This window comes from Methylomonas albis (assembly GCF_014850955.1).
Classification (GTDB): domain Bacteria; phylum Pseudomonadota; class Gammaproteobacteria; order Methylococcales; family Methylomonadaceae; genus Methylomonas; species Methylomonas albis.
Map to the genome: position 1 here is coordinate 2359536 of NZ_JACXSS010000001.1, position 17247 is coordinate 2376782.

Annotated in this window: 21 protein-coding genes, 1 tRNA gene and 1 pseudogene; 12 read left to right on the top strand and 11 right to left on the bottom strand. The window is 49.9% G+C overall.

Annotation, left to right across the window (positions count from 1 at the left end; genetic code table 11):
* The first annotated feature begins 7 nt into the window (after nt 1–7).
* A complete protein-coding gene (gene truA, locus EBA_RS10860) occupies nt 8–811 on the top strand; it encodes a tRNA pseudouridine(38-40) synthase TruA (RefSeq protein ID WP_192374736.1) in 804 nt (267 codons plus the stop codon).
* A gap of 43 nt (nt 812–854) precedes the next feature.
* Here truA and EBA_RS10865 read toward each other — a convergent pair whose 3' ends face one another.
* Nucleotides 855–1133 carry a hypothetical protein gene (locus EBA_RS10865; RefSeq protein WP_192374737.1) on the bottom strand — a complete coding sequence of 93 codons (279 nt, stop codon included), beginning with the start codon at nt 1131–1133 and terminating at the stop codon, nt 855–857.
* 292 nt (nt 1134–1425) lie between these two features.
* Between EBA_RS10865 and EBA_RS24550 the strand changes: the two genes are divergently transcribed.
* The 7 genes from EBA_RS24550 to EBA_RS10890 all read left to right on the top strand — a co-directional run bounded on the left by EBA_RS24550 (nt 1426) and on the right by EBA_RS10890 (nt 5681).
* The gene (locus EBA_RS24550) at nt 1426–1557 is read left to right on the top strand and encodes a hypothetical protein (protein ID WP_267873574.1); all 132 of its coding nucleotides are present in this window, start codon (nt 1426–1428) and stop codon (nt 1555–1557) included.
* A gap of 207 nt (nt 1558–1764) precedes the next feature.
* On the top strand, nt 1765–2010 hold the full coding sequence (locus EBA_RS10870) for a type II toxin-antitoxin system ParD family antitoxin (RefSeq protein WP_192374738.1): 246 nt from the start codon (nt 1765–1767) through the stop codon (nt 2008–2010).
* Nucleotides 2007–2303 (top strand): type II toxin-antitoxin system RelE/ParE family toxin, encoded by a 297-nt coding sequence (locus tag EBA_RS10875; protein ID WP_192374739.1) that lies wholly within the window; start codon nt 2007–2009, stop codon nt 2301–2303. Before EBA_RS10870 ends, EBA_RS10875 begins: the two co-directional genes overlap by 4 nt.
* A 143-nt stretch (nt 2304–2446) precedes the next feature.
* Entirely contained in the window at nt 2447–2569 is a 123-nt protein-coding gene (locus EBA_RS24555) for a hypothetical protein (protein ID WP_267873575.1), read from the top strand.
* 93 nt (nt 2570–2662) lie between these two features.
* Nucleotides 2663–4372: a P-loop NTPase family protein gene (locus EBA_RS10880; protein WP_192374740.1), complete on the top strand. Its 1710-nt coding sequence runs from the start codon at nt 2663–2665 to the stop codon at nt 4370–4372.
* 83 nt (nt 4373–4455) lie between these two features.
* The gene (locus EBA_RS10885; protein ID WP_192374741.1) at nt 4456–4977 is read left to right on the top strand and encodes an REP-associated tyrosine transposase; all 522 of its coding nucleotides are present in this window, start codon (nt 4456–4458) and stop codon (nt 4975–4977) included.
* A gap of 95 nt (nt 4978–5072) precedes the next feature.
* Nucleotides 5073–5681, top strand: coding sequence for a YaeQ family protein (locus EBA_RS10890; protein ID WP_225616163.1), 609 nt, complete (start codon nt 5073–5075; stop codon nt 5679–5681).
* A gap of 302 nt (nt 5682–5983) precedes the next feature.
* Here the strand turns inward: EBA_RS10890 and EBA_RS10895 are convergent.
* From EBA_RS10895 to sbcB, 3 genes are all read right to left on the bottom strand, one after another.
* Nucleotides 5984–6070 (bottom strand) — tRNA-Leu (locus EBA_RS10895).
* A 120-nt stretch (nt 6071–6190) separates the two neighbouring features.
* Entirely contained in the window at nt 6191–7372 is a 1182-nt protein-coding gene (locus EBA_RS10900; RefSeq protein ID WP_192374742.1) for a pyridoxal phosphate-dependent aminotransferase, read from the bottom strand.
* Between the two features lie 87 nt (nt 7373–7459).
* The gene (gene sbcB, locus EBA_RS10905) at nt 7460–8899 is read right to left on the bottom strand and encodes an exodeoxyribonuclease I (RefSeq protein WP_192374743.1); all 1440 of its coding nucleotides are present in this window, start codon (nt 8897–8899) and stop codon (nt 7460–7462) included.
* A gap of 127 nt (nt 8900–9026) precedes the next feature.
* On the opposite strand from sbcB, the gene EBA_RS10910 reads away from it, so the two are divergent.
* The 3 genes from EBA_RS10910 to EBA_RS10920 all read left to right on the top strand — a co-directional run bounded on the left by EBA_RS10910 (nt 9027) and on the right by EBA_RS10920 (nt 11010).
* Nucleotides 9027–9623, top strand: coding sequence for an SRPBCC family protein (locus tag EBA_RS10910; protein ID WP_192374744.1), 597 nt, complete (start codon nt 9027–9029; stop codon nt 9621–9623).
* A 71-nt stretch (nt 9624–9694) separates the two neighbouring features.
* Complete coding sequence (locus EBA_RS10915) at nt 9695–10648, top strand: YVTN family beta-propeller repeat protein (RefSeq protein ID WP_192374745.1); 954 nt, start codon at nt 9695–9697, stop codon at nt 10646–10648.
* Between the two features lie 71 nt (nt 10649–10719).
* Complete coding sequence (locus tag EBA_RS10920) at nt 10720–11010, top strand: hypothetical protein (RefSeq protein ID WP_192374746.1); 291 nt, start codon at nt 10720–10722, stop codon at nt 11008–11010.
* A 42-nt stretch (nt 11011–11052) separates the two neighbouring features.
* On the opposite strand, the gene EBA_RS10925 is transcribed toward EBA_RS10920, so the two are convergent.
* Genes EBA_RS10925 through EBA_RS10935 form a run of 3 tightly spaced genes read right to left on the bottom strand, consistent with a single transcriptional unit; the run spans nt 11053 to nt 13816 of the window.
* A complete protein-coding gene (locus tag EBA_RS10925; protein WP_192374747.1) occupies nt 11053–11274 on the bottom strand; it encodes a FeoC-like transcriptional regulator in 222 nt (73 codons plus the stop codon).
* Nucleotides 11271–13586: a Fe(2+) transporter permease subunit FeoB gene (gene feoB, locus EBA_RS10930; protein WP_192374748.1), complete on the bottom strand. Its 2316-nt coding sequence runs from the start codon at nt 13584–13586 to the stop codon at nt 11271–11273. Before feoB ends, EBA_RS10925 begins: the two co-directional genes overlap by 4 nt.
* On the bottom strand, nt 13583–13816 hold the full coding sequence (locus EBA_RS10935; RefSeq protein ID WP_020481201.1) for a FeoA family protein: 234 nt from the start codon (nt 13814–13816) through the stop codon (nt 13583–13585). Before EBA_RS10935 ends, feoB begins: the two co-directional genes overlap by 4 nt.
* Nucleotides 13817–14017: 201 nt before the next feature.
* On the opposite strand from EBA_RS10935, the gene EBA_RS10940 reads away from it, so the two are divergent.
* Nucleotides 14018–14254 (top strand): DUF4400 domain-containing protein, encoded by a 237-nt coding sequence (locus EBA_RS10940; RefSeq protein WP_225616165.1) that lies wholly within the window; start codon nt 14018–14020, stop codon nt 14252–14254.
* Nucleotides 14255–14361: 107 nt separating this feature from the next.
* Here EBA_RS10940 and EBA_RS10945 read toward each other — a convergent pair whose 3' ends face one another.
* From EBA_RS10945 to EBA_RS10960, 4 genes and pseudogenes are all read right to left on the bottom strand, one after another.
* Nucleotides 14362–15510, bottom strand: a complete 1149-nt coding sequence (locus EBA_RS10945) for a methyltransferase (RefSeq protein WP_192374749.1) — start codon at nt 15508–15510, stop codon at nt 14362–14364.
* 1 nt (nt 15511) lies between these two features.
* Nucleotides 15512–15919 (bottom strand): hypothetical protein, encoded by a 408-nt coding sequence (locus tag EBA_RS10950; RefSeq protein ID WP_225616659.1) that lies wholly within the window; start codon nt 15917–15919, stop codon nt 15512–15514.
* Between the two features lie 89 nt (nt 15920–16008).
* Nucleotides 16009–16122: pseudogene (locus EBA_RS10955) on the bottom strand (TetR/AcrR family transcriptional regulator); the annotation flags it as partial.
* 113 nt (nt 16123–16235) lie between these two features.
* Complete coding sequence (locus EBA_RS10960; RefSeq protein WP_192374750.1) at nt 16236–16850, bottom strand: hypothetical protein; 615 nt, start codon at nt 16848–16850, stop codon at nt 16236–16238.
* Nucleotides 16851–17247 lie beyond the last annotated feature (397 nt).

The following is a 17247-nucleotide window of genomic DNA, read 5'->3' on the forward strand; positions in this document are numbered from 1 at the left end:
ACATCGTATGCCGCGCATCGTTTTAGGCATTGAATACGACGGCAGCGCTTATGCCGGCTGGCAATGGCAGGACGGCAGAGCTACCGTGCAGGGCCAGCTGGAAAAAGCCTTGACTAAAATCGCCGATCAGCCGATTACCGTGCTATGCGCCGGCCGCACCGATGCCGGGGTCCATGCCCTGGAACAAGTGGTGCATTTCGATTGCGAGGTAGAGCGCGATATGCGCGCCTGGCTGATGGGTGGTAACAGCCAGTTGCCGGACGATATTCGTATCACCTGGGCACAGGCGGCGCTTGGCGACTTCCATGCCCGCTATAGCGCCATTGCCCGCGCTTATCGTTACGTGATTCTGAATCGGCCGATGAAGTCGGCGTTATTGCGTAGCCAAGCCACCTGGTGTTACCAAGATTTGGACGAACATGCTATGCACCGGGCTGCGCAAGTCTTACTTGGCGAACACGATTTTTCTTCGTTTCGCGCGCAAAGCTGTCAATCGGTCAGCCCCAACCGCCTGATGCATTTCATTGATGTGTATCGAGACGAACAGCGAGTGATCATCGATCTATGCGCAAACGCGTTTCTGCATCATATGGTTAGAAATATCGCCGGGGTATTGATGGAAATCGGTATGGCGCGTCGGCCCATAGATTGGACCACCGAGTTGTTGGCGCTTAAAGACCGCTCACAAGCGGCGATGACTGCGCCGCCGCATGGCTTGCACCTGGCGGCAGTGTATTACCCTGAGCATTACGGTATCGTCAAAAATAGTTTATTCGATAAACTGCCGGCGGATGCGCGCCGTTATGACTAAACCCAAGGGTTGGTAGCGAACCGAATGTCGGCCATGGCCTGCATTACTGCGACTTATCGAAGTGCTTGGGGTGATTTAACTGGTATTTGGAAAAATAAGACAACTCAGTTTCGTCGATTGTCTCTGAAGACAGGTGGGAATAGAGCTTGTCGACCACGTTTTTGAACCATAGCGGTCTGTAAATTAGTACGAATATCAGAATTGAATCGGTAACCGGCACGGGTAGTATTTCCATGCAAGCTATGGTCACCAAAATCATAAACCACTTGATGCGCCATAACAGCGGCGGATTTCTGCGTTTAAAGTGAAAAATTTTCTTCATACTCGTCTCCCTCAACAATTTTTCAGCCAGGTGCGAAAAGCAACAGGCATAAAAAAAGGACTAAGGGTTTTTAACCCAACTCCTTGATTTTTCAGTGGTGCCCAGACAGGACTGGAATTAACATGACGTTCGCGTACATGATTTTAGGTTTTGCTTATTGCCTCGGATTTACCCTCGCAAACAAATAAGCAAATTTATAGCCAGTTTCGAAAATGTTACAGGTTCAATTCTCAAATGACAAATCGAATTCGTCTGCCTGTCGATCAACTTCGGATGGTCATTCAGTAAGCCATTGGGAACCATCGTCAAAGCCTTCTCGACCCTGCGCGAAGATTTTGACAAAGAGCGTAGGCATCACGAAACAATGGGCCAGCAAATCCAACGAGTGATGTACGCCAAGATAGGCATCTACGGCGACTTGTAAGGCATCGGCGGCAGTTGGTTGTAGGAGATTGAGGATTTGGAGATGCGGGCCTTGGGGATTGATGGGGATTTGGGTTGAGCTATCGCCTACCGGCTCGACCTGGTTCCCAAGCTCCGGCTTCCAGCCTGGTGTCTAGTGCCCAGAATATTTTGCCGCATCGGGCGGATTGTATTAGCATCTAATACCAACAATACGGAGGGCAATGCGATGCCGAGAAACACATCCATCACACTAGGCGAACATTTAGATCAGTATGTTCGGGAAAAAATACAGCAAGGTCGCTTTCTGTCGGTCAGCGAAGTCGTCCGCGCCGGTCTGCGGCGACTGGAAGAAGACGACCAAAAGCTCGAAGCCATACGGGCCAAATTGCAAGCCGGGGAAGACTGCCCGGTTGTCGAAGCATTCGACGGCGAGCAATTTCTGAAAGCGATGCATAAAAAATACGGCCAATGAAGCCGCAATATCGTCTTCGGCAACGGACGGCGGACGATTTGGAACAAATCTGGGCTTATAGCCACCGGCAATGGGGTACCGAACAAGCCGACCATTGCTTGCGCAACCTCTTTGACCGCTTTGCTTGGCTGGCCGAGCATCCGCAATTAGGTAAGCCTCGCGACGTCATCAAACTCGGCTATTTTTGCTTCCCGGAAGGCCGGCATTTAATCTTTTATATGAACAGCGAAACGGGTATCGATGTAATCGGAGTTCTACATCAGAACATGGATGTTGTGAATCACTTGGCTTGAAGGGTTGTTTCTGTTTCCCAAGCTCCGGCTTGGGAACCCCGGCCTTGGAAGCTCCAGCTTCCAGACTGGTTGTGGATAGGAAGCTAGAGCTTCCGAGGTAGTGTTCCCAAACTGGAGTTTGGGAACTAGCAGAAAGCCGGAACTTGGGAACTAGCAGAACGCCACGGTGGGCATGTACGGCGTTGCAGGGCATCGCCGGCAAGTCTTTGCAGGAGATTGAGGGCTTGGAAATGCGGGTGTTGGGGATGGATGGTGAGTTGGAGTGACCATGCGCTTGGCCTTTTGAAGTTGACTAGCCAAACGGACCACCCTGGTTCCCAAGCTGGATCTTGGTAACTAGAATATATACTGGAATTAATATGTCAATTGAAGTAGTGAGAAAAAGAGTTTTTGATTTTCTTAAAACAGACACTCCAGAAGTACTTGCAATTAGTGGAGAATGGGGAGTGGGGAAAACTTATAGTTGGGATGATTATCTTATAACTGCAAAAAACAAAAATGCGATTGCCTTAGATCGTTATGCCTATGTTTCTTTGTTTGGCATAAATTCATTATCCGCCTTTAAATATGCGCTATTTGAAAGCATCGTCAATAAAAACTTAATCGGCAAGCGATCTACTGTTGAGTCGTTTAAGGAAAATGCAACCGCTGTCTCTAAATCACTTGGCAGGAAAATTGGTCCGTGGTTAATAAACGCCCCCGTTTTAAAAAACTTTTCAACACAAATTGAATCGGTCTCGTTTTTATCGATAAGTAATACATTAATTTGTATTGATGACTTGGAAAGAGCAGGGAAGGACTTAAAGCTACAAGATGTTCTTGGATTGGTTTCGCTGTTGAAAGAGCAAAAGAAATGTAAGGTGGTATTGTTAGTCAATGATGATGACAGTAATCAAGGAATTTCCGACTATAAAATATATCGCGAGAAGGTAGTCGATGTTGATTTAAAGTTTGAACCCACATCATTTGACTGTGCATCGATTGTTTATAAAGGCGACGATTACAATTCAAAAAAATTAATAGAGTTCACTTCTAAACTAGGGATTAAGAACATTCGTATCCTCAAGAAAATTGAGCGACTAGCATTATTGGGTATGCCCTGCCTTAATGGTTTTGACGAAGAAGTTAAATATCAATTCCTACATTCGTTAGCTTTATTTACATATTGTAACTACAGCAACATACAGTCGAGCAAACCCGATCCAATCAAAAGCACGTTTAATTCTGTGCCTACACTCAAATTTGTAACAAACCTAGGCTATAACGCATGGGGAATCGGGGATGACAAAGAACTCACTGGGGAACAGCAGGCTTGGAAATCATTTCTGAGCGAATATGGCTATAACAATACAGATGACTTTGATCTTGTGATCGCTGATGCCGTTGTAGCCGGCTATTTCATGGAAGACAACTTAAAGGAAAAAGCGCAAGCACTAAATGAACATCATTCTGCGAGTAAGTCAAAATCGTCTTTTACTGAGACGTGGCGATTGTTTCATGATAGCTTCGATGACAATCAATCGCAGGTCATTAATTGTCTATATGAAAGTTTTAAGCGCAACGCCAAGCATATAACACCGAACAATCTTAACGGAACCGTTATGCTTTTTAAAGAGCTAGGTGAGTTTGATAAGGCTTTAGAGCTTCTGGAGTATTACATTACTCTTAGAAAAGACGAAACCGGATTATTTAACATTGAAAATCACAATTTTTTTGGCGATATTTGTGATCAAGATGTAATAAGCAGATTCAATGAAATATATGCTGAATCAAAGGCGCCAGAAGAAGTTAAGGATATTTTACGACGAATAGGTTCTTCAAATTCATGGAATCAGTCAGATACGCTGATATTGTCAAATATACACACTATAGATTATTACAATATATTTAAATCCGATGGAGGCATTCATTATATTGAGCCATGTTTAAAATTTGGACAATGTTTAAATCCAGGTGACCATGAGTTAGAAATTACAAATAAAGCAAAAGAAGCCCTTTTGATGATTGCTAAAGAAAGCAAGTTAAATGAATTAAGGGTTAAAAAATTTGGGATAAAGATTGATGCTTAGCGTTTACTGGCTCCCAAGCTCCAGCTTGGCAGCCTCAACTATCGGAAGCTCCAGCTTCCGTTCGACCTAACTTCCCCTAGCCCATGCCCCGCAGCCGCTACCGAGTCCTGCAAAACCCCAGCCCGCACTTCCTGACTGCGACGATCAATCAATGGCTGCCGCTGTTTACCCGTCCTGCGACGGTGAACATCGTGCTGGATTCCTGGCGGTTTTTGCAGCGCGACAGCGGGTTTCAGCTATACGGTTACGTGATCCTGGAAAATCACTTGCACCTGCTTGCCGCATCGCCGGATTTGAGCCGTGACATACAGCGCTTTAAGGCTTATACCGCCAAGCAGATCATCGCCTATCTGCAACAAAGCGGCTCGGAGCGAGTGCTGGAATTATTGGCGCTGTTGAAGCGGCCGCATAAGATCGAAAGCGAGTTTCAGGTCTGGGAGGAAGGCAGTCATCCGCAACTGATCGAAACCGAGACGGTGATGCGGCAAAAGCTGGATTACATTCATCAAAATCCGGTAAAGCGCGGTTATGTGGATTTGCCGTATTCCAGCGCTCGGAATTATGCGGGTTTGGCGGGGCTGGTCGAGGTGGTTCGGGACTGGTGATTGGGTCGGGAAGCTGGAGCTTCCGAGAAGTGGGTTCCTAAGCTGTAGCTTGGGAACCAGCCTGCAATGGCCGTTAGCGCGGCGTAATCGGAGGCATGCAAAAGCCATTCGTGCGATTATGCCTTGCTATTCGTACCTTCACGGACTGCAATAAAGCAATTAACTCAACCAAAACCTCTATGGCCATTAGCTCCACCATCAATAAACTCTCCGTGACTATTGCCAATATGGATAGCCATTATTATCAAAGCCACGAACTCACTTTGGCGCAACACCCGTCTGAAACGGACTTGCGTTTTATGATGCGGCTAATCGCGTTTATGGCGAATGCCAGTGAGCGGCTTAGTTTTACCAAAGGCATGGACAGCGATGAGGAGCCTGATCTGTGGCAAAAAACCCTTACCGATGAAATTGAACTGTGGATAGATTTGGGGCAACCCGATGAAAAACGGATACGTAAAGCCTGTGGCCGTGCCCAGCAAGTGATTATCTACACCTATCAGGAGCGCAAGGCTAAAGTTTGGTGGGAACAACAGCAAGCTAAGTTACAACGTTTTAACAACCTCAAGGTCTTTCATATCAATGCTCAGGGGGTGGAGGCAATGATTGCCCGCTCCATGAAATTGCAATGCAATATTCAGGATGGCGAGATCTATTTGAGCGATGAAAACTCAAGCCTGGTCATTACCTTGGATCGGCTTTAAGCATTGCGAATCTGCATTTAAAAGCCGGGCTTGGTAAATTCGTCGATAGTGACGGCGTAGTTGGTAGACCCGGCAATCAGGGCCGGAGGTGTTGACCGGATAATGGGCTTCGTGGTTTCGACAGAAAAACGCATTTCGAACGCCTAGGTCTGGAATTGCCAGGGAATCCAGATCGAATCTGCGTGAATAATGAGTGCGTGCTTGGCTAGTTTGAGTTGGATAGCGTCGGACAATAAAAAACCCGCGAAGCCAGTAAGTTTGCGGGTTTTTGAATTTGTAGCACCCTGTGTTGGATGCATAAATGGTGCCTCAGACCGGAATCGAACCGGTACGACCTTTCGGTCGCGAGATTTTAAGTCTCGTGCGTCTACCTATTTCGCCACCGAGGCCTTCTTACTGTTGAAGTGCGAAGCCCGCGAATTTTATAGCATTGATTAAATTTGTCAATTGAAAAATGGCAGTTTAATGTCTGCGTAGCTGTTGGCGGCGGAAAAACAATTCACCAGGCATTAAACGGCTTGTTTGATTCTAAGCAAGGCGTTTTCCAAGTTTGCCATGCTGGTGGCAATGGAGATTCTGATGTGGCCTGGGCAACCGAATGCAGAGCCGGGCACTAAGGCCACGCCGGCTTTTTCGATCAAATACTCGGCAAACTCCAGGTCGTCGTTGATGCCGTCCAGTTTGCTCAGCAGTTTTTCGACGTTAGGGAATACGTAGAAAGTGCCGTCGGTTGGCAAGCACTCGATGCCAGGTATGTTGTTCAGCTCGGCAACCACATAGTCGTGACGTTTTTTAAATTCCACCATCATCGTGTCGATGCAGCCTTGGTCGCCGTTCAACGCTTCTTCGGCCGCCATTTGGGAAATAGACGTTGGGTTGGAGGTGCTTTGAGATTGAATGATGCACATCGCGTCGATCAGGGGAGCAGGACCCGCCGCGTAACCGATACGCCAGCCGGTCATCGAATAGGCTTTGGATACGCCGTTCAGCACGATGGTGCGCTCGTAAAAATCCGGGTGGGCGTTGAGGATGTTGACGAAATCACCTTTGTTCCAAAGGATCAATTCGTACATGTCGTCGGTAGCGATCAGAACCTCGGGAAAATCTAATAATACATCGCCCAAGGCTTTAAGCTCTTCCAGGCTATAGGCTGCACCAGTCGGGTTGGACGGGCTGTTGATCACTAACAAACGGGTTTTGGGGGTAATCGCTGCGCGCAATTGGGCCGGGGTAATTTTGAAGTTTTGCGCCTGACAGGTTTCGATAATCACTGGCACACCATCCGCCAGTAACACCATATCCGGGTAAGACACCCAGTAGGGGGCAGGGATGATGACTTCGTCGCCTGGATTGATCAGCGCTTGTGCTAAGTTGAAAAAGCTTTGTTTGCCGCCGCAGGACACCAGAATTTGCTTGGCTTGGTAATCCAGGCCGTTATCGCGTTTGAATTTGGCGATGATGGCTTTTTTCAAGCCGGCAGTCCCGTCAACCGCAGTATATTTGGTAAATCCGGAATTGATGGCTTTAATGGCGGCCGCTTTAATATGATCCGGCGTATCGAAATCAGGTTCGCCGGCGCCCAGGCCGATAATGTCTTTGCCGGCGGCACGCATCGCGGCGGCACGGGCAGTGATGGCCAGGGTAGGGGACGGTTTGACCGCTTTTACACGGTTAGACAGGGTGATGCTCATGATGCCTCGGTCGAAATTTACTCAAATGCTGTTTATTATACGGCATAACGCCAAAATCGCAGTATTCCCGAAACAAACTGCAAATCGTCAATCCGGAAATTGTAGACGCCGATCTGCTGCATAAGCAGCGAGTTCGTTCAATATTGCCAGATTCGCACCGGGCTCTTCCCGCATCTGCGTGATTTTGGCGGCAAACTGTTCCAGCGTTATCGCGCCACTTGCTGCTGTGCCGTTTAGTTTAGCTCGACAATATTGTTGCCAGCGTTGGGCGTCTTCCGGGGGCAGGGTATGTGGATAATTTCGGGCACGGTAGCGAAACAACATTTCCGGCAAACGGGCGTCGTCAAAATCGGCGTCAAACTTGGATAACTCAGTGGGTAGGGCTTGTCTGATCCGGGCCATCACTGCTTTGTCACGGTTGCTGAAAAATCCGCCGCTGTAAATCATCAAATCAGGATCGCGAGGCGACTCTTGATATTGACGGGTAAATACCTCCGATAGTTTCTCCGCCAAGGGTGGCGCGGCCCGAATCAGCTGCAAATTTGCTCGGCATAAGCCTAAATCAAGCTGCAAACGTTCGGCGTCGGCCGGTCGTACCACAGACAACGGCGCCAACACTGGGGCTTTGTTGATATGCACGGTTTTTAAGGGGATTCTGGCAACCCCTTCCGGCAATTCGTCACTCGCAACAAATAGCCGTTGCTGAATGTCTTCCGCGCTTAACTCGAGCAAGGGTGCGGGATCGACCAACAGGTCGTAAACGATGATCTCGTTACTATTGCTCGGGTGCGCTGCCAATGGCAGGATCACGGCTAAATGATTATTTCGAGAGGCGAACCGGCCGGAAATATGGATTAACGGGGTAAAACTGCCAAGTTGCAATAGCTTTAATGCGGCGCTTTTATGGCGGTAATTTTGTAAATAGTCGAATAGCTTCGGTTGACGTTGTTTGATTAATTTGGCCATTGCAATGGTTGCATACACGTCGGATAAGGCATCGTGTGCAGTTTCATGGGCGATGCCGTTAGCCTTGGTGAGCCCTTCCAATTTAAAACTGGCAACGCCCTCGGCATTCACCGGCCACTCAATACCCTCCGGCCGCAAGGCCTTGGCGGCGCGGACGACATCGATAATATCCCAGCGGGAATTACCGTTTTGCCATTCGCGCGCGTAAGGATCGTAAAAGTTGCGATAGAGTAGATTGCGGGTGACTTCGTCGTCGAAGCGGATGCTGTTGTAACCCACGCCACAGGTGCCGGGTTCCGCGAGTCGCTGATTAATCATGCCGGCAAACGCTGCCTCACAAACGCCTCTTTCAGCGGCCAATTGTGGGGTGATGCCGGTAATCAAACAGGCCTCTGGGTGTGGCAAGTAATCGTCGGCAGGCTGGCAGTAGGCCATCACGGGCTCACCGACGATATTGAAATCGGCATCGGTGCGGATACCTGCAAATTGACAAGGCCGGTCGCGTTGCGGATCGATGCCGAAGGTTTCGTAATCGTGCCAGAAAAAAGTCGCTGTAGTCATTAAATGTTCAAGGGCGGGCGGCTAGAGTCGGGAAAATTTCCGCAAACATGCTTTTGCGGATACTTGCGGAGAGATTTTATTTTATAATCGCCCCCTCCATTTTATGTGACCCTCATAGGAAAGTGTTATGAAAAAAACCTCGTTACTCGTTTCAGCCGCATTGTTTTTGTTTACCAGCATGGCAAATGCTCATGGCCCGGTTAGAGCAAAATTGACCGCTACTATGACTATTGATGCGCCAGCGGCAAAAGTTTGGGATGTAATTAAAAATTACGACGATCTATCCTGGCTACCAGCCGTTAGAAGCGTAACAGGCGAAGGCACCAACAATAAAGGCGCGGTCCGCACGCTGCATCTGACCAATGGTGGCACTATCACGGAAGAATTGAAAGCCTATGACGCCGCGAAATTTTCTTATAAATACAAAATTACCGAGATGAGCTCTACCGGCACCATCAAACATGCCGGCCAAGACGAACATATTCCTGTATTGCCGGTTGGCAACTATGCGGCGGAAATATCCGTTACCGATAAAGGCGGCAAATCTGAAGTCGAATGGGTTGCCACTTATTATCGTTCTTACGTAAATAACAATCCACCAGCGGAACTGAACGAAGAAGCAGCTGATAAAGCGGTTACAAATGTGTTGAAATCCGGACTGGAATCACTTGCTAAAAAAGTAGGCGTTGGCGTTGCGACTGTTGATATCGACATCAAACGCTAAAAAGCTGTCATCCGGTTCTCGGCATTCAACTCCGAGAACCCTCTCGCCGCAATCCCCTACGTATCCTCACTATGTACATCAGATATTCGTTTTTGGCTTTGACGCTGCTAAGTGCTTTAGAGTCCAGCGCTAGCGCCGATCCTCGCGCCTTCATCACTAATCAACTGGACAATTCGGTGTCGGTCATCGATACCCAAAGCCAGCAAGTCATAGAGACGATTAAAGTGGAGGGTAAACCCGCTGGCGTTGCGCTAAATCAACCGAAGAAACAGGTGTACATTAGCACGCCGGAAGGCGGCGGTTTTGCGGTTTTGGACGGCGAGAAACTAACTAAATTAACCAAGGTTAAGGTCGGCGGTGCTTCGCTTGGGATCACTGCAGACCGAAAAGGCGAGCAGGTGTTTGTCGCCGATTGGTATGAAAACTCTGTGACGGTTTTCGATACCAAAAATTTTGCCAAAATTAAGACCATTACAGTTGGTAAATCGCCATCCGGCATGACGGTCAGTCCGGACAATCGCTGGCTATATGTCGCCAATCGCATCGACGATACCATTTCGCAAATTGATTTGAGTAAACTGACTATCCGCAACACTACCAAGGTGGGTGCGCATCCGTTTGGGATAGCGGTGGACAGTCAAGGTAAACATCTGTATTCCGCTAACGTCGAAAGCGACAATGTGACAGTTTTGGACGCCCGTAGCTTGAAACGTTTGGCGACCATAAAGGTTGGCGCCCGGCCTTATGCGGTTTCGCTGGCATTGAACGACAGTCTATTATTCGTCACGAATCAGGACGATAGCACTGTCTCGGTAGTCGATACCGCTACATTCAAACAGATTGAGGTAATCGCAGTGGGCGATAAGCCGGAAGGTATCAGCACTCATCCCGACGATCAAAAAGTATATGTTGCTAACTGGTTTGACAACAATGTGTCTGTCATCGACGCTAAAACGTTGAAAGTGGTGAACACCATTAAAACAGGGGAGGGCAGCCGCGCCTTTGGCGAGTTCATCGCGCGCTAGTCGATTCGGCATTTTGATGGTCGCGCTTGTATGGTAGACTGCGCGCCGTTGCTAACATCATTGAGAAATATATGGCTGAAACCGTTGAAGATTTAACCATTAGTTACGAAGACGGCGGCGTTGAAACTGTCAAGGAACTAGACAAAAAAGTCCTGAGCAAGGGCGCTTGGGCCACGGTCATTTACCGTTATCAGGATTGGGAACCGGCTAAAAATCAATATAGCCAAGATAGATTTAGCATTCGCCGCTATCAAAAGCGCAACGGCGAATATCAGCAAAAATCCAAATTCAATATTTCCAGCGAAAAACAAGCTCAAGAGTTAATCGAGGCGCTACAAGGTTGGTTGGCGGAAGGTCAATAGTCACCGGAAGCATAGCGAGGGGGTAAAAGCCGCCTCGCTATGCTAGTCCACCCATTCGTAAATCTCGGTCAAGGTTTGATCGCACTTGCAACAACTGGTGCCGCAAGACGAAGCAACCGGGCTTAGCCGTACTTTACCTTTGTTGATCCATTTTCCCAGCATGCCGCGTAAGGCATCGGCATCCATTTGAAAATGCAGCACTAGATCGCTCAAGGTTACCCGGTGTTTTTCCTGCAAATAACTGCGCAAGTCGGACAATATCATTGAGTGACTCCGTTTGTTTGGCGCACCCCGTAAAAACGCAATACGGACAGAATGCCGACAAATATAAGGATTAGCGCCAATATCCAGCCGATTGCCGAATTGGGGTGCTGCGCATAGGTCATGCCTTGGTAGAAGAGGGTGGCAGTCAGGTAGGCGACAAAAGTGGTCCAACACACCACGAATAAAGCCCAGGCGCCGTTGGTTTCTTTGTAGATCGCCGCAGTGGCAGCTATACAGGGCGCATACAACAAAATAAACAACAAATAGGCAAAAGCGCCAATCTGGCCGTCAAAATGCGCTTGCATGACGCCGAAGGTATCGAGCTTGACTTGCTGTTGTTCGGCTGCCGCAGCCTGATCGGATACATTGGCTATGCCTAATCCCAATGGATCGAGAAGCTTGTCGGCGATTGCCATTAAGTTGTCCGGTACAGTTTGGCAGGCTTCCAGCAGCGCTTCTTGCAAATCGAAGCTTTTCTCTTCTGCTATGTGATCCGAGACAGCCATTTGGCTATACAAGGCATCCAAAGTGCCGACTACGGCCTCTTTAGCTAACACGCCGGTAAAAATGCCGACAGTTGCAGGCCAGTTATCATGAGCGATGCCCATGGGCTGGAAAACCGGCGTCAATGCGCGGCCGATTTCGCTTAGTACCGACTTATCGCTATTTTCCTGGCCGAAACTGCCGTCTGTGCCCAAAGAGTTCAACACATTCAATACCAGCACCATCGGCACAATGACTTTGCCGGCGTTGAAGATGAAGGTTTTTAAGCGCTCCCAGGTTTTGGTGTACACACCTTGCAAAGTGGGTAAATGGTAAGCGGGCAGTTCCATCAGAAAAGGCGTAGGGGAGCCGCGCAATAAAGTGTGACGCATGATTAAACCGGTCAACACCGCCACCACGATGCCGAATATATACAAGCCAAACACCAGGTTCTGCCCGCCGACCGGGAAAAACGCGGCGGCAAACAAGGCGTAAACCGGCAGACGGGCGCCGCACGACATGAAGGGATTCATCAAATTGGTTAATACCCGATCACGCTGATTATCCAAGGTGCGGGTGGCGATAATGGCCGGCACATTGCAGCCAAAACCAACGATCATGGGAACAAACGATTTGCCGGGCAGACCAATGATGCACATGAACCTATCCATCACAAATGCGGCTCTGGACATATAGCCCGAATCTTCCAGCATCGATAAAAATATGAACAAAAAGCCGACGATGGGTATAAAGGTAGACACCACTTGAATGCCGCCGCCGATCCCGCTGCTGGTCAAAACCACCAGCCAGTCCGGCCAACTCATCGCTGTCAGCAATTCACTTAAGCCATCCACTAGCAAGGCGCCGACCGCTTTGTCAAAAAAGTCGACGAAAGCGCTGCCAATATTAATGGTAAACATGAACATTGCATACATCACCAACAAAAATATGGGGATGCCCAAGAAGCGGTTTAGAACGATGCTGTCGATTTTGTCGGTAGTGTTACGGGATACTTCGTTAAGTTTGCAGACGCTGGCTTTTACTAGTTGGTTAACCAAACCATAGCGGGCGTCCGCGGCGAGAATATCGATTTCGTCTTGGGTTTGCGCTTCGATGTCTGCACGCAGTTGTTCTGCAACTTGCTGTAGTTCGGGGCCGGCAAGCTGTTTGGCCAAGGTATCGTTTTCCAGCAAACGTAGGGCAAGCCAGCGACTATCGCAAATCAATTCTAAGGATTGTTGGGAAAGCTGCGGTTGCAATTGGCTGACAGCAGCTTCAATGACCGAATGGTAGTCGACTTGTAATGCGGGAATAGGCTTGCTGATGCAAGCTTTATTGATTTCGTCTCGTAATTCCTTGATACCAGTACCAGCAGCGGCTGTAACCGGAACTACCGGACAAGCCATTTGTGTGGCGAGCAACTCGATGTCAATTTTGACGCCGCGTTTTTTAACTGCATCCATCATGTTCAACACCAATATCATCGGCACGCGCATTTCTATCAATTGCGAGGTCAGGTAAAGATTGCGTTCTATATTGGAAGCATCGACGATATTGATGATCAAATCGGCTTGGCGAGAGGCCACGTAATCGCGGGCTACTTTTTCGTCCAGAGAAATGCTGTCGTCATCGGCTTCTAAGGAATATGTGCCGGGCAAGTCGACGAGACTTATCTGTTTGCCTTGATGGGTGTATTCGCCGGTTTTTTGTTCAACAGTAACGCCAGGCCAATTGCCGACATGTTGCTTGGAGCCGGTCAATGCATTGAACAGCGTGGTTTTTCCGCAATTGGGGTTACCGACAACGCCGACGGTAAAGTCCATACTCATACTTTTTCTATGAGTAAGACCGACGCCTCGTTTTTACGTAGCGACAAAGAAAATCCGCGAATTTTGATTTCAACAGGATCGCCCATGGGTGCAAAACGAGTAATTGTGAATTCAGTACCTGGCGTTAACCCCATAGCCAGCAGCTTCTTCCGATAGACGCCACCTGATTGATCGAACCCCACTATACGGCCTGTATCGCCAGTCGCCAGCGTTTTGAGATATGTCGACATGCAAGCTAATTAATAATTGTTCTCATTAAGCCGCAATATAGCACATCGATGTAAGGGTGTTACAGAATTAGTTTTGGCTATATCCCTTCGATGCACATTCATATCCGGTAATAGCCACATGTATAACTTCGCATAATGTATATTATGTTAAATAATGTACTACTAACGATAATTCTGGCCAATGCGCCGTCGCTCGTTTAAGTGAATTTGTTAATAGTCGACGGACTGGTGCGGCGTAAAAGCAGCCAGACCAATTTCGATTACCCCAGCGCTATGGCGCATCGCTACAGCCTTTACCTGATTCTGGGGACGCTGTATCTGTTGCTGGTCAGTTTGACCCTGCCGTTTCCGATTCCACCACAAACTGTCCCTGTAAGCATTTTTGTCGTGGTCTACGCCGTCAACGTGTTGCTGGCTAATACGCAAAAGCGGGTATGAATTGTCTTTACAGCAAATGGATCAAAAACTCGGCATCCCAATGTAATTTGAATACCCTCTCCATCCAGCGCCAACCATTGATAACTAAAGTCCAAGGCACGCCCCTGTTAGGCGCGAGCGCAACTTAAGGAGCCGGCGCAATGAACCGCCCGCAACACCAGTATTTTCCCGAACGTCTGCAAGCCCACCACCTCCCGAAGTTCCAGCCCGCTTTGATCGAACAGCCGCCGCCATTCGGCCAGCGTCCGTTCCCGGCCGCGAGTGTTGACGAACATCTGCATATCGAACGCGGCCGTGGCCATGTCGGCTCGTTTGTCCGGCATCACCAACTCCATCACGGCGATGGCTGCGCCGCTAGTTGCACAGGCTTGTGCGACATTGCGCAGCACGGCAACGCAGGTGTCGTCGTCGAAGCCATGCAGCACCGCACTCAGCAGGTAAATGTCCTTGCCGCTGCGCGCCTTGGGCACGGCTTGCAGCAGGTCGCAAGCTTCGAAACTCATGCCTTGCAGCGCGGCGCCCTCGCCTTTTTCCTTCCAGAACTGCGCCGCGCCGCGAATAACCTGTTCGCGGTCGGCCACCAGCGCCTTGAGGCGCGTATGGCGTTTGAGGATGGCGAGGGACTTTGCACCCTTGGATCCGCCGATGTCGATGATACGCTCGAAGCGTGACCAATCGAAATCGGTAACAAAGCTGCCCCCGGCCAAGGCTTCCACGCTATCCATCGCCTGCGCAAACAGCTGGTCGAATTCCGGGTTAGCATCCAGGTAATCGTAAAACGCCTGCCCGTGAGCAGATTCGAACGGCACGCCGCCGCTGCACACTCCCTGCTCCAATCGTTCGAACCACGGCCGGCTCATTTCCGGCGAATTGTGCATCAGCACCATCGCCCGAACGCTGTGGGGATGATCCGGGCGCAGGCAGGACGAAAGCTTATTGTTGCGGAAGCGACGTTGCGAGACCTCCTCGAACACGCCCATCGCCACCAGCATGCGCAGCAAGCGGTAGAGCGCATCGGCATCAGCGGCGACGCGCTCGGCCAGGGTTTCGGCGCTCAATTCGCCGTCAGCCAGCGCGCCGGCGATGTCCAGCCGCGCGACGACATTCAGCGCCCGCGATTGCCAGAAGGCCGAACCGATCTGAATCAGACGGAACGGCGGCGGCACGATTTTGTTGGGCAGGTTTTGCAGCCAGGCGCCGAATCTGGCGAACTTGGCGAAACGGCGCACCGCGCCGGCATTCTTTTGCAATGTCATGTCACACTCCCGCTTGCGCCGCAGCCATGCCAGCCGCCAATAGTTTGCCATTCAGCGTAGCGAGTTCGTTGATGAAGGCTTCGTCCATCTGTCCGCCCATCTGTTCCTCGAAAATGTCTTTCAGCAGCATCGGCATCATGGCCAGGCTGACGAAGGCCATGCGCGCCACGTCGGGGTTGATCGCCCGATCGACCTGGCCGCTGGCCTTCAGCTGTTCCAAGCGCCGCGCACCGCCGCTACGGCCACGCTCCAGCAATTGCAGGATGAAACGCCGGCCCGGCCCGTGGTTGAGGGCCAGCACCTTGAGAATGAGCTTGGGAAATTCGGGATGCTTGCGCATGGTGTCGTAATACAGCCGCAGATAGTCGGCGAAACCGCCGACCTCGGACAGCGTATCGCTGTCGAGCATGTCCAGGAGGGCTTGAGCGTCTCGCGGATCATTTCTTCGTAAAGGCCTTCCTTGTTGCCGAAGTAATAGCGGATCATCGAGATATTGACGCCCGCCTGGTCGGCGATGGCGCGGGTGGTAACCTTGTGGTATTCATCGGAAAGGAAACAGTCCGGCGCCGCCTTGAGCAGACGCGCGTAAACCGGGTCGCTAATATCGTTCATCGTAAAAACTCCTGCAAGCCATGATGGCGGCAGGTTAGCACCGGCGGCACAACCGCCCTAGCAGATTTGCCAATCAAGATGCGGGGTTTGATTGAACGGCAAGCCGTTCGAAGTCAGCGCAGCAAGCGCACCTCAAGCAACATACAGCCCACGGCAAAGGTGAAAATTCCAACAGTAGACACATACACCGAAATCATCGGCCCCAGCGCATAAACCACGGCGCCGACGAAGATCAATGCCGCGGCCGGCTTGGGATAGAGCGCCGAACGGTAGATAGCCAGGCAAAACAGCACAATGCCGATTAATATCGTCGCGGAAGCCGAGATTCTAAACGCCAACACCGCCGGATCGTTTTTGATGATGGCGTCGCGCAACAGAAAGGCGGTTTCGGGATAGCGGGCGATGACGGGATAAAGAAACAGCTCCCAAGTCACCTTGCAGGCCTGTAACAAATAAGCCGCCTCGACGAACAAAAAACCGACGGCGCCCTGCACGCCGGCCGTGTCACGCATCTTGGCATAAACGGCATAGAATCCGACCAGCAACGCTAACACGCCGGCGAAGGCTACCAGCGCTAAAGGCACCCAAGCTGAATTGCGTACCACTTCGACATAGTCGAAGCTTCCCCTCCCTAAGGGTAACAAGATCGGGAACAGGACCGCATAAGCGCTGAGCAATAGCGATCCCACGATGATGGCGATGCCGCCGAGTTTTTCGAAAATGTGCATGTTCATCCTCCCTGTTTCGATTGATGGCCGGCCACCGATTCCGGTCTGACCACGGCAATGAAGATTCGGACATGGCCGTAGGCTGGGTAGAGCGAAAGCGAAACCCAGCACAAATACCATCAATGCTGGGTTTCATTGCATTCAACCCAGCTTACGATCCTCAAAAGACCAAGATGAATATAATCGCCATATCGGTTATATTCATTGGAATCCGGCAAAATATGGGCATGTTCAAAATATAATCGATTTACCCACAGGGCATAAAGGCCTTATTCAAGCTTCCACCGGTATGTGAAGCAAGGTATTTATGAAAGAAGTTGGGACATAATGAAAATAACGAGATTGATGGTATTTGGTGACGCGACCGATACACCTCCTAACGTCGGCACATCCTAAT

Bases quoted from the DNA above. Each gene is read 5' to 3' on its own strand.
- truA (WP_192374736.1), top strand. From the start codon at position 8: ATGCCGCGCATCGTTTTAGGCATTGAATACGACGGCAGCGCTTATGCC.
- EBA_RS10865 (WP_192374737.1), bottom strand. From the start codon at position 1,133: ATGAAGAAAATTTTTCACTTTAAACGCAGAAATCCGCCGCTGTTATGG.
- EBA_RS10870 (WP_192374738.1), top strand. From the start codon at position 1,765: ATGCCGAGAAACACATCCATCACACTAGGCGAACATTTAGATCAGTAT.
- EBA_RS10875 (WP_192374739.1), top strand. From the start codon at position 2,007: ATGAAGCCGCAATATCGTCTTCGGCAACGGACGGCGGACGATTTGGAA.
- EBA_RS10880 (WP_192374740.1), top strand. From the start codon at position 2,663: ATGTCAATTGAAGTAGTGAGAAAAAGAGTTTTTGATTTTCTTAAAACA.
- EBA_RS10885 (WP_192374741.1), top strand. From the start codon at position 4,456: ATGCCCCGCAGCCGCTACCGAGTCCTGCAAAACCCCAGCCCGCACTTC.
- EBA_RS10890 (WP_225616163.1), top strand. From the start codon at position 5,073: ATGCAAAAGCCATTCGTGCGATTATGCCTTGCTATTCGTACCTTCACG.
- EBA_RS10900 (WP_192374742.1), bottom strand. From the start codon at position 7,372: ATGAGCATCACCCTGTCTAACCGTGTAAAAGCGGTCAAACCGTCCCCT.
- sbcB (WP_192374743.1), bottom strand. From the start codon at position 8,899: ATGACTACAGCGACTTTTTTCTGGCACGATTACGAAACCTTCGGCATC.
- EBA_RS10910 (WP_192374744.1), top strand. From the start codon at position 9,027: ATGAAAAAAACCTCGTTACTCGTTTCAGCCGCATTGTTTTTGTTTACC.
- EBA_RS10915 (WP_192374745.1), top strand. From the start codon at position 9,695: ATGTACATCAGATATTCGTTTTTGGCTTTGACGCTGCTAAGTGCTTTA.
- EBA_RS10920 (WP_192374746.1), top strand. From the start codon at position 10,720: ATGGCTGAAACCGTTGAAGATTTAACCATTAGTTACGAAGACGGCGGC.
- EBA_RS10925 (WP_192374747.1), bottom strand. From the start codon at position 11,274: ATGATATTGTCCGACTTGCGCAGTTATTTGCAGGAAAAACACCGGGTA.
- feoB (WP_192374748.1), bottom strand. From the start codon at position 13,586: ATGAGTATGGACTTTACCGTCGGCGTTGTCGGTAACCCCAATTGCGGA.
- EBA_RS10935 (WP_020481201.1), bottom strand. From the start codon at position 13,816: ATGTCGACATATCTCAAAACGCTGGCGACTGGCGATACAGGCCGTATA.
- EBA_RS10945 (WP_192374749.1), bottom strand. From the start codon at position 15,510: ATGACATTGCAAAAGAATGCCGGCGCGGTGCGCCGTTTCGCCAAGTTC.
- EBA_RS10950 (WP_225616659.1), bottom strand. From the start codon at position 15,919: ATGCTCGACAGCGATACGCTGTCCGAGGTCGGCGGTTTCGCCGACTAT.
- EBA_RS10960 (WP_192374750.1), bottom strand. From the start codon at position 16,850: ATGCACATTTTCGAAAAACTCGGCGGCATCGCCATCATCGTGGGATCG.